We start from the raw sequence: 11,542 nt of genomic DNA on the forward strand, positions 1-11,542 counted from the left end.
TGCTATTTGGTTGAATGAAAAAAGCGGTCGAACACAAAATACACACAAGGAATAACCACCAGCGTTAATAAGGTAGAGGTAACCAAACCTCCAATTACGGCTATAGCCATTGGTGCGCGCAATGAAGCACTGTCGCCAAAACCAAATGTTAATGGTACCAGGGCTAAAATAGTGGTTAAGCTCGTCATTAAAATGGGTCGAACACGCTGCTGCCCGGCAGCTACAATGGCTTCTTTCAATTTTAGTCCTGCCTTTTTGTATTGATTAATGGCATCTACCAGAATAATCGAGTCATTCACGGCAATACCTGCCAGCATCACAATACCGATGTAGGCCATTATGTTAAAAGTATGTCCTAGCAAATAAAAGGCCCAAACAGCACCAACACCAGCCAACGGAATGGTTAATAAGATGGTAAACGGATGCAGGAATGACTCGAACTGCGATGCCATAACCATGTACACTAAAACAATTGACAGAATTAAAGCAAATTGTAAGTTTCCAAATGCATCTTTTCGTTTTTCTTCTTCTCCAAGAATTTTAACTGTTGATGTAGAATTAATAGGCATCTGATTGATTGACTGCTCCAAATCTGCTACAAAATGATCAAAAGGTCGCTTATCCGCTACCATGGCGCTTAATCGAATCACACGTTTTTGATTGTTACGCAATACTTCGCGTGGGGCTTTGCCAACCGAAATGGTTGACACTTCAGATAATAGTACATCCTTGTCGCCTTGAGATATTTTTAAGTCAGCCAATTCGTCTAAACGGACATCTGGTGTTTCCAACTTAATATCGGTTAACTCACCATTTAGCTCCATGCTACCACCCTCTTTTTTCGACAGATAATCAGAAAGGTTATTCATGATGGTTGATACATCCAGGTTGAAAATACCAGCTCTAACCCGGTCAATCACCACATTCACTTCTGGTGCACCATCTTCAAATGAGCTTTTCACATTGTATATCTCCGTATTCTGGCGAATGGCTTCTGTCAGAATAACAGCAGATTCTTCGAGATTCTCAATATTATTATCTTCAATTTCAATGACCAGAGGTGCTTCATTCGTACCCAATAATGTTTGAATGGCCGATTGCTCCTGCACAAAACGCATTTCCAAATCTTTTACGCCTCCGTATAACTCATTGAGAACTGCAACAATCTGTGCAAAAGAAGCATTTACATCTTCATTTAATACTAGTTTAATGTAACCGGTATTTTCTCCCTGCTCCGAAGTAGACACCGTTTCTCCGGATGATTCGGGACCTGCATGTGTATAAATCCATTTCAATTTATCGCCAAATGCATCCATCACCATCTGTTCCATTTGGTTTAGAGTTGCATCGGTTCGGCTCAAGGAAGTACCTGCCGGAAATACCGTTTCAATAGTAACCTCGTTGGACTGAACCTCGGGCATAAATTCACTACCAACACGCGGCACAATTAGGGCTGTTAAGACAATCACAATAATGGCACCAATCAAAACCAATGCTCTTTTTTCAAGCATTGTGTTTAAAAAAGCATTGTAGGTTTTAAACCCTTTTTCTTTCGGTTTAACGACCTGTTTTTTTGCATTCTTGAATACATACTTACTTAGCACAGGTATCACCAACAAAGCTACTACAAGCGACGACAATAATGAAAACGCCACAGTCCAGGCCTGGTCTTTAAATAATTCACCTGATGCGCCGTGTAAATAAACAATGGGCAGGAATACCACAATGGTTGTCAGCGTTGAAGCCGTTAATGCTCCTCCTACCTCCGACGTACCTTCAATAGCTGCCTGCTTAACCGGAATGCCTTCTTCAATTTTCCGGACGATATTCTCCACCACTACAATGGCATTATCCACCAGCATACCAGCTCCTAAAGCCAGACCTCCAAGAGTCATTATATTTAGCGTCAAGCCATTAAAATACATAAGGTTAAAGGTGGCCACAATAGATATAGGAATAGCCAGGCTAATGATTAAGGTAACGCCAAAGCGCCTCAAAAAAATGAACAGCACAAAAACAGCCAGAATAATTCCGTACAAAGCACTTTCTTCCACTTCACCAATGGCACTTTGAATAAAGGCGCCCTGGTTGTTTACCACCTGTAATTTGTATCCGGGTAATCGTTGCTGAATATCAACAAATGCTTCTTCCAGTTTTTCAACAGCTGCTACTGTATTGTAACGTGTTTCTTTATAGATAGAAATACCCAGGCAACGTTGGCCATTTATGCGCACAATGCTTTCTGGTTCGCGGTTCTCCAACCTCACTTTAGCAACATCCTTTAGCAACACAGGTGATGACTCTTGCGTAGAAGATGAAGTGTTGGTCTCCGAACTTGATGATTGGTTGAGTTTGACCACCAAATTTTCCACATCGTGCAAGGCTGTTAATGAACTTAATCCTTTTATAATGTAACGTTGCCCCATTTCTTCGATGGAGCCACCCGATACATTTTGGTTGAAATTTGTTATTGTAGTCAGAATAGATGATGTTGTTAATCCATTGGCACTTAACAAATGTGGGTCGGCCACCACCATCACTTCAGCTGTTTCTTCTCCTGAGATACGAATATCAGCCACACCTTCGATACGAATCAGTTCATTGCGTATGTAGTTTTCAGCTACCTTACGCAGGCTATTCATATCTGTAATTTCATCATTACTAAAAGCTGCTTTGATAACTGCAGAGGCATTAGGATCGAAACGGGTAATATTTAGTTCTTCCACATCTTCCTCCTGGCTAATAGGCGTTAGCGCTTTCTGCAAATCCAGAAACGCTTCATCTATGTCTTTTCCCCAGTCGTATTCAACGGTTACAATAGCAGAGCCTACACGACTCACCGATGATACGTTAAGCACTCCGCTCTGACGAACGGCCAAAGCTTCGACTTGTTCAACAAAGCGCTTCTCTATTTCTTCCGGAGAACGTTCTCCGGATACAATTTCTGCGTATATGCGCGGATTCTGCAGATCGGGAAATAAATCGGTTCCTAAGCGCGATAAAGAAATAAAGCCCAGCAAAATAATGCCGAGAACAATCATCAGCACCGTAACCGGGTAATTAACTGAAAAGCGTGAGATGGCTTTCATATTTTGATATTTGATTTATGATGGTTGACTGAAGCACTTATGTACACGTTAATTGCTAAAACCGATAACTATCCATTTTCTATTAGATAAGCATCGGTTTATTAACATGTACAAATCAATCTCAACATCTTGTCAATATTTACTTAACTACTTTCACTTTTGAGCGATCCTTCAGCGTTTCAAAACCTTTGATAATTAATCGTTCATCTGGCTTTATACCTTCAAGCACTTCCACCTCGGTTAATGTTTCAATTCCGGTGCGGATATAGCGTTTTTGGGCTGCTGAGTTCTTAGCGATAAAGACCACCTTTCTGTTGCCTTCAGTCAGCACCACATCTTTTGGAATTACTAATGCACTGTCGCGTTGGTCAACAACAATTTCAGCTTTAACAAACATACCTGGCTTGAGAAGTTCATCGCGATTGTTGACTTTCATACGTCCCTTAAACGTACGCGCTTCTGTATCAATGGCAGGTGATAGTTCTGTAATGCGTCCCTTTAGCGTATCGTTTGGTAAAGCATAGTTCATGATATTGGCCTGCTGATTAGTTTCCACTTGTCCCAAAAGATTCTCTGGCATGCTTAAATCCATCATCATCGTTGAATAATTCATCATGCTCAGCACCGCCTCACCATTATCAACCCTGATGCCAGGTGAGAAATATGGCAAATCGGTAATCACCCCGGCAAATGGGGCACGAATACTTAACTTTTCGATGCTTAATTCAGCATTTTCATACGTTTGTTTCGATGTCAACAGCGTCTTTTCCGAGTTAACCAATTCTCTTTTTGTCACGCCACCTTTTTCATACAACGCCTGCTGTTTTTCATATTCCATCTGCGATATTTCCATATCGAGTTCGGCACCAGGCAGATTGGCATTATTGGTATATTCCTGGTCTTTTAATAAGATAACCAACTCATTCTTTTTAACGTGATCACCCATTTTAAAAAGCTTACCCGTACGTGGGTTCTTCTGAAGGTAATAATGTGCTGCTAATTCTGTTTTTAAGTTAGCATCCAGCTCAGGTTTTATCGACCCTGTTGTAATTAATGTTTGCTCAATGGGCTTACGCTTCACTTCCTGTACTGATACATTAACGGCCACATCGGTATTAAAATTAGATGCTTCGTTTTGACATGAAACGATTGAAATAAGGCTCAAAGCTAAAAGGATGAGCTTTGAATAATTTATTGTTTGTTTGTGAAATATCATGGCTGTAGTCTCTTATTTTAGTTAGTATTTGGTGCTTATTGTATCATTTCATATTTCATGACATCATCGATGATGCTGCGCTGTAGTTCAAAGTCATAAAGTGTTTGCAGCTTCATGTTCAATAGCTCTAACTTGTAATTAATCAGAGCATTGGTCAAGGCATTTTTCTTTTGTGTCAGCTGATTCTGGAATAGGTTCAAATCCATACTGGTTAAATCCCCATTGCGATATTTCTCCAGGTTAATTTCATACGTCAGTTGGGCATTTTCCTCGTTCTTACGGGCAATATCAATCTGAACTAAAGTATTTTTAATACTTCGGTCAATCTTGCGAATATTTAAACGAATGCTTTTTTGCTCATCCTGAAGATTGTATTCACTGGTTTTTAACGATGCCTCGGCAGCTCTCATGCGTGCTTTCTTTTCGCCCCAGTCGAACAATGGTATTTCAAGGCTAAACCTCACGTCTTCATTATCGTTTGGATTATCGTAAATACCGCTCACATCTTCACTTTCACCAAATAAACCAACCGACACATTAAAATTACCTTTAAACTCATTGGTTGCATTTGTTTTAATCAGCTCAAACTTACCTGTCTCAATATCTATTTGGCGTTGACGTATTTCCATGCGGTTAGTTAAGGCAAAATTGGTGGCCATACTCAAATCAATATCTACTGGTAACACCGATACTTCGGCGATAACCATTAATTCTTCCGACAATGGCAAACCTATCATTTGCTTGAAGTTATCCTTAATATTTTCCAACTCCACTTCATTGTTCTGAACGGTAGACTGACTCGACATCATATCCAACTCAGCCTGCAACATTTCTTCTTTGGCAGTTAGGCCTGCTTCTACTTTATTGCTAATAATATCAAAACTTTTTTTCCGGTTTTCCCACTCTTCTCTTGAAGTGATAAGTTCCATCTGTTTTTGGTAAATCTGATAGAAATATTGCGTAATCTGTTGCTCAACATTCAAAGCTTCCAAGGCATAACTGAGCTTAGCATTTTCATGGTCGAACTCCAACTCCTTAAGCGTCATCTTGGTTCGATTGTATGTAAATAAGGGTTGATCGATTGATAAACGCAAATTATTGCTGAATCCCTCAAATGAATTAGCCGATGAAGTACTGTAATTATCGCGATAACCAAATGTATTATCTAACGAGATTGTTCCATCCGTCCATATAACGGGTTGCGTTATACTTAAAGTCCCATTACTTTGAGTACTTTCCGATGTATACCATTGTTGATTATATTCGTCGTATTGTCGGTTATTCGAATATACATATGGATTTAGGTTAAGCCTGAAATTTGAACGTAAAGCTGCACGTTGTGCATTTAACAGCTCTCGTGTTCGCTCTAAACCCAGTCGCGAACGCACAATTTGCGGACTGTTCTTCAGAGCCTCTTCAACAGACTGCGGTAATGTCATCAAGCGCTGCGCTTCAACCAATGACAAACTTGCAAACAGTATTATTACCGAGGTAATTAGTATCTTCTTCATGAATTGGAATATTATTGTCAAGTTATTTTTTTACCCATTTAACGGCATCACCAACCACATACTCGTTATTGGTAACATCAGATAGTTTTACTTTGGCTGCACCTTCCGAGAAATAATATTCTCCCAGGTACATCCAGCCATTATTATCATTATTAACCATCACTTTAACCTGCTCTTCGCCATCATCGTGGTAAACAGTAAAGTTATAGTTGATTTCCCGGTTATCAGAGTCGCGACGGCGCCTGAAACGTGTTGTTACATTAGGTACATAGGCATATACCTCATACATACCTGAAGTATTCAGCTTAGCGTTCCAACTGACATACCCTTCGCCACTGCCCTTTCGTTTGTAAACAGCAGATTTTAGATATTGGCCAAAAAACTGATCGCCGGCTACCGGCTTCCAGCTAACCGGAGGATTCCAAAAACGAATCATACTATACGTCTCATCCTCTTCTTCTTCATTTTGCATCGCCACCCACCAATCTTTAACCGTTCGGCTTTCACCTGTGTTGTTCACCTTAAAACCGTCATCCTCATTATCGATAATTATCTCCGATGAATTCTTATATCGCATTTTTTTACCAGACTCACGTAATCCTTCAAAAAATTGAATCTTCTTGTTATCCCGATTAACATCATTTAGCGTTAATGTTTGATTAGAAGGAATATTAGCCGCCAAAAAAGTATTAACTGTAACATCCCGTGGTTCTTCATCTAATAAAAACCCGATATCATAGGTTTTACCAGCCATAAGCTGATAACTCTGTTGATTATCCTGCTCTGCATCCATTTGAAAACGAGAGCGGAATCGTCCTCGTCCGCCACGCTGCATTCCTTCACGAACAGTGAAGCTGATAATTCCATCTGCATCGCCACTGTTGGCTACTGTCACCTTTAAAAAGTAGCGGATACGATTGCCTTCTTTGACCTCGTAAACATCTACCGAGCTAAAAAGAAAGGCAGCATTAAAGCTTTCATTCAACCAGTTTTTATAAGTCTCATTAAAATTTGTATTGCTAATGGCACCTAACTCTGTATTAAAATCAGTTAGCTTGAGGTTTTCGAACCGTGTATTCTCAATCAATTTATCAAGCTGTGAATCAAAAGTGGTTTGGCCTACATTAACCTTTAAATTAGAGAACAACTGGCTTCCTTTAGATGCAAACACATTTCCTAAAGTATTGACATCCTCTTTCTCTATCAGCTTATTCAGGCTATTATTACGCAGTTTAAGAATCACTTCATCATTGCTGGATAGTCCACCCAAATCGCGACGACGCGTTTCACTCATGCGCTGATGAAGGTAGTTTTCCATAGCGATTGTCAAAAGAGGGTATCCATCTTCTACAACCCTATTGGTATATGAAAAATACAAAGGAAATACCTGATGGCGTCCCCAGTTCTCAACATGGCGCTCACCCTCTTGCCTCCTTCCAAAGAAAAAGCGAGAAGGTGAAATGAAATTATCACCAACATAGTTTTTAAATACCTCTACCTGAAGGTCTTTTTCAGAACGCTCCTCGTTCGAACGGTCTGTTCTTCTATCGATTCTTCTACGAACGTTATCCAAATCATTCTGCCATAAGCCACCACCAGATTCAGGAAATAGAACCATCTCGGGCATAACACTTTCGGTGGCCAGTGACCAATTGCGTAGGTAACTATAGAAGTTAATTGGTGTTTCAACCACAGAAAAACGCTTAAACGAGTACTTGACACCTAGCTTACGTTCTAAATCATCTTTTATGTTCTTAATCACAAGCGGAACAGTGTCGTTTAATTCGGTAAAGTACTCTTTATAAAACCCATGATCCTTATGATGATAAAGGTTAAATTCAATACTGTCTACATGCGTTGTATGACGTTCATAATCACCAATTATCAAACCATAGGCATTAAGCGGTTTATCGGCAGTAAATTGATATATGCCAACTCCTAAGCTATCGCGAGTTCCTTGTGTAATGACTTCTAATTGAGGTTTTGTTGTAACCTTCAAATCCATTGGAATAAAAGGATAGCTTACCCAATATTGCTTGTTTGCAATAACCGGGTACCAGCAGGCTTCCCGTGTCAATAACAGGTAATTTGCTTGTATAAAACTATATTGCTTCCCAGCCAAAAGAGGATCCAAACGATGTTCAGCCATTTTGGTTTCTTCCGTTATATCCGGATACAACGCATCGTCATCAATCGTTCCTGTATAATGCAATTCAAGTTGAAACTTATCAGAATGAAGCGATTTAGCATCGATTGATATCAAATGAGCATCGCGCACATACTCAACTTGTTTAGAATTAATAATACAATTTGTGATTGATAAACCTGGGTTGAGCACCAACTTCAATGCTTTTCCATCATTATGAATTTTAGTAAGCTCTAATTTTGTGACACATTCAATAGAATTTGGATGATGTATCAACTCTATATCATATTTATCTATTTCATAATCAGACGATGGCAACTTTTTGTTTAATTCGGTAATATGTTGCTGAAGTGTATCGGTATTGTTTGCTTTAATAAGCATATTTCCAATAATCAATCCTGATGTCCCCATCAGAACAATCATTCCTATCAACAATAGTGGACGGCTAAATTTTTGTTGTTCGAGTCGTGGTAATCGCCAAATAGTAGCCAGAACAAAAACAATCCCTAATAGTAAATACAACATTCGATGCTGAACCAATCCAACGACATCCTGAAAACTTGTAAAATCGGAACGCATAAATGACGTAAAGAAGCCGAGTATATCAAACAACCGAAGGTATTTATTGCCTAAATAAAACAATGACAGAGCAATAAAGCCAAGCAGCAACACGAATGTTACCGCCTGATTTCTTATCAGGGTCATTGTAAAAAACGAAAAGCCAAGTATAAAAACCAGTGTTGGAAGCGATATTATCAGAGGGTAAATAATATACGTTGTCCAATTGATAGATGCTTCATTTCCAATTAGCGTAAACAAGAGAGCACTCAATAAAACCAAAGCGTTCAGAATCACAAAAACCTTTAATACACCAAAGGTTTTACCAAGCACATATTCAAAATTAGATATGCTTCGCACATAAAAAGCTTCTGTCGTATCCAGTTTCTTATCACGCCCTAAGAAATCGGCCGATAAAAACACAGCGATGATGGCCTGGGCAATATTGAGCAACCACATATTAAAATAAGGTGCTCCCGAAGGCAGTATACGGCCAGGCCAACCGCCATCCGCAACTGCAGCAACACCAAATATGTTGAACATTAAAATAAATCCCAATATTAATATGGCGAAAATCCTAAAAAACCAGCTCCTAAGGAGCGTTTTTGACTCGAAACGAGCCACAGTTGAAATATTGAAAAATGAAATCATTGATACTGGAATTTTTCGTTAGCCACATATTCCATAAAATATACATAAGCATGCTCCAGGTTAGGCTCTACCATGGTGGTGTCCCATCCATTAACTTCATTCGCCACAAATTCTATTTCGTAACCATTAGCACCAGGAACAGACGTTATAACAGGGTATTGTTCACTAATTAATTTCATCTGTTCAAACGATACATTTGTTTTAAAAACATGCCCACTTGATTGATTAATAAAATCTTCGGGTGAGCCCTGAAAGTGTACTTGCCCCCTGTTAAGCAACGCCATTTGACGACATGTTGATGAAATATCACCAACGATATGCGTAGAAAGAATAATTATCACTTCCTTTTGGCTTAAGTTGGATAGTATATTACGAAATCGAATTCGTTCTTCAGGATCAAGGCCTGTTGTTGGCTCATCCACAATTACAATTTTAGGATCGCCTATTAAAGCTTGCGCAATGCCTAATCGTCGTTTCATACCGCCAGAAAGCTTATTGGCATACCGGTTTCTTACATCAAATAAACCAACCTGTTCCAATAAATCATCAACTGCAGCTAATCGGTCTTTTTTTCGCTTAATGCCAGCCAAAGAAGCGGCATAATCAAGGAACTCCCAGGTCCGCAACTTAGCAAAAAAACGAAAATCCTGTGGCAGGTAGCCAAGCATCGACCTGACTTCCGACCGGTTTTTGGATAAGGGCATACCATTCACCAGTACTTCGCCATGGGTTGGTCGCAATAATGTTACGAGTATGCGCATCAAAGTTGACTTACCTGCACCATTGGGGCCCAGCAAGCCAAACATTCCTGAATTAATTTCGAGGTTAACCTTGTTCAGTGCTCTAAAATCATTTTTATAAATCTGACTAAGGTCTTTAATCTGAATATTCAAAATATTTGAGTTTAGGTTTTGGGTATGAAACTAAAAACATACCAATATAATCATTTCGCTAGTTGTAAAGTGCTTAGAAAAATAAACAAACTGTTTAAGTGTCCGATTTCATAATGAAAAGTTCGATATCGTACACTTTTTAGCTCTATTATTTTCTATTTATGCAGCTCTCCAATTATTCATTAAGAGTGTTCGAATATGAACACAACCCAATTTTTATATACAACTGTCTATACAAGCTGCTATTTAGTTGACGACATTCAAAGGCATTTCCGGCGATATTTTTTTTACTATATTCTTTATTTATTGAATCTTTGGTAATTAGCTCCTGCATTCACTTTCATTAGATTTATAATCCTACAAAAAGGTTACAAAATATTTGATTAAAACAGCTGAATAACTATCTTTGCATCGCTTTTGAGAAAAAGCACTAAGGATGGTCCCGTAGCTCAGTTGGATAGAGCAACAGCCTTCTAAGCTGTGGGTCGTGGGTTCGAATCCCGCCGGGATCACTTTTTACGCTATCAAAATAGTACAAAACCTTGCAAATCGTACAGTTTGCAAGGTTTTTTGTTTTTAATCATTTCGTAATAATTCAAAACAAAGCATACAAATACATATTTTTTGTGACCTATTCCGTGACCTCTTCATTCTATTTAACAGTGAGGTCACAGATTTTTTGCTATATTAGATGCAGCAAGGACTTCAAAGGAAGTCAAAAATAATTATAGCTGATTGATTTTGGTTCTGTTTGGAAATTTCTGTGACCTCTAAGGAGGTCTGTTCGAAATCAAACACATTTAAAACACACCAAAATCAAAAACGATGAACAACACACCAACCTTTGGATTACAATTTATTGTACGTCAAAAAAGCAAGCTTACAGGAATGGCAGGTATCTATCTGCGCATCACAGTCAACAGGCAAAAAATGGAATTATCCACCAAACTACAATGCCCTAAAAAGTTATGGGATTCTAGAAAAGAAAGGGTAAAATCCGATGGCCAGTTTAATTATCGGCAGGTAAATCGCCATATTGAAGACATCAGAACAAAGATTCAGAGTATTTATCAAGACTTTCGTAACAAGGAAAAACTCATCACCCCCACGACCATTAAAAATGCCTTTTTAGGAAACACTGAAACTGCACGCACTTTAACCAGCATTATCGAATATCATTACATTACTCAGAAAGATATTCTAAACAAGCACACTCTGGCACATTATAAAACAAGTGCCAAATACCTGAGATTATTTCTTCATGAAAAACGGAAGGTTGACGATATTTATCTCAAGCAGATAGATTACCAGTTCATTTGCGACTTTGAAGCATTCATGAGAAGTCATCAACCGCTGGAGTCCGGATTAAAAGCCCTCTCCCATATGGAAATAACGGCCATATTGACCACCCTCAAACGATTTAATGTGACCACCTTGTAACGATTCAAAGTGACCACCCTCGTTTTTCAGTAAAAAAA

The 11,542-nt window shown here is 38.9% G+C and carries 6 protein-coding genes and 1 tRNA gene; 2 read left to right on the forward strand and 5 right to left on the reverse strand.

Annotated features, from left to right (window positions below):
* Positions 1-2 precede the first annotated feature (2 nt).
* From J1N10_RS16210 to J1N10_RS16230, 5 genes are all read right to left on the reverse strand, one after another.
* Entirely contained in the window at positions 3-3,089 is a 3,087-nt protein-coding gene (locus tag J1N10_RS16210) for an efflux RND transporter permease subunit (RefSeq protein ID WP_262327780.1), read from the reverse strand.
* Between the two features lie 139 nt (positions 3,090-3,228).
* Entirely contained in the window at positions 3,229-4,305 is a 1,077-nt protein-coding gene (locus J1N10_RS16215; RefSeq protein ID WP_262327781.1) for an efflux RND transporter periplasmic adaptor subunit, read from the reverse strand.
* Between the two features lie 35 nt (positions 4,306-4,340).
* Positions 4,341-5,816: a TolC family protein gene (locus J1N10_RS16220; protein WP_262327782.1), complete on the reverse strand. Its 1,476-nt coding sequence runs from the start codon at positions 5,814-5,816 to the stop codon at positions 4,341-4,343.
* Between the two features lie 22 nt (positions 5,817-5,838).
* Positions 5,839-9,063: a golvesin C-terminal-like domain-containing protein gene (locus J1N10_RS16225; RefSeq protein WP_262327783.1), complete on the reverse strand. Its 3,225-nt coding sequence runs from the start codon at positions 9,061-9,063 to the stop codon at positions 5,839-5,841.
* A gap of 104 nt (positions 9,064-9,167) precedes the next feature.
* Positions 9,168-10,064: an ABC transporter ATP-binding protein gene (locus tag J1N10_RS16230; RefSeq protein ID WP_262327784.1), complete on the reverse strand. Its 897-nt coding sequence runs from the start codon at positions 10,062-10,064 to the stop codon at positions 9,168-9,170.
* Between the two features lie 438 nt (positions 10,065-10,502).
* Here J1N10_RS16230 and J1N10_RS16235 point away from each other — a divergent pair.
* Together J1N10_RS16235 and J1N10_RS16240 are read left to right on the forward strand one after the other, a co-directional pair.
* A tRNA-Arg gene (locus J1N10_RS16235) sits at positions 10,503-10,576 on the forward strand.
* Between the two features lie 313 nt (positions 10,577-10,889).
* Positions 10,890-11,504 carry a phage integrase SAM-like domain and Arm DNA-binding domain-containing protein gene (locus J1N10_RS16240; protein WP_262327785.1) on the forward strand — a complete coding sequence of 205 codons (615 nt, stop codon included), beginning with the start codon at positions 10,890-10,892 and terminating at the stop codon, positions 11,502-11,504.
* Positions 11,505-11,542 lie beyond the last annotated feature (38 nt).

It is taken from the genome of Carboxylicivirga litoralis (genome assembly GCF_025499605.1).
GTDB classification, from domain to species: Bacteria; Bacteroidota; Bacteroidia; order Bacteroidales; family Marinilabiliaceae; genus Carboxylicivirga; species Carboxylicivirga litoralis.

Bases quoted from the DNA above. Each gene is read 5' to 3' on its own strand.
- J1N10_RS16210 (WP_262327780.1), bottom strand. From the start codon at position 3,089: ATGAAAGCCATCTCACGCTTTTCAGTTAATTACCCGGTTACGGTGCTG.
- J1N10_RS16215 (WP_262327781.1), bottom strand. From the start codon at position 4,305: ATGATATTTCACAAACAAACAATAAATTATTCAAAGCTCATCCTTTTA.
- J1N10_RS16220 (WP_262327782.1), bottom strand. From the start codon at position 5,816: ATGAAGAAGATACTAATTACCTCGGTAATAATACTGTTTGCAAGTTTG.
- J1N10_RS16225 (WP_262327783.1), bottom strand. From the start codon at position 9,063: ATGTTCAACATATTTGGTGTTGCTGCAGTTGCGGATGGCGGTTGGCCT.
- J1N10_RS16240 (WP_262327785.1), top strand. From the start codon at position 10,890: ATGAACAACACACCAACCTTTGGATTACAATTTATTGTACGTCAAAAA.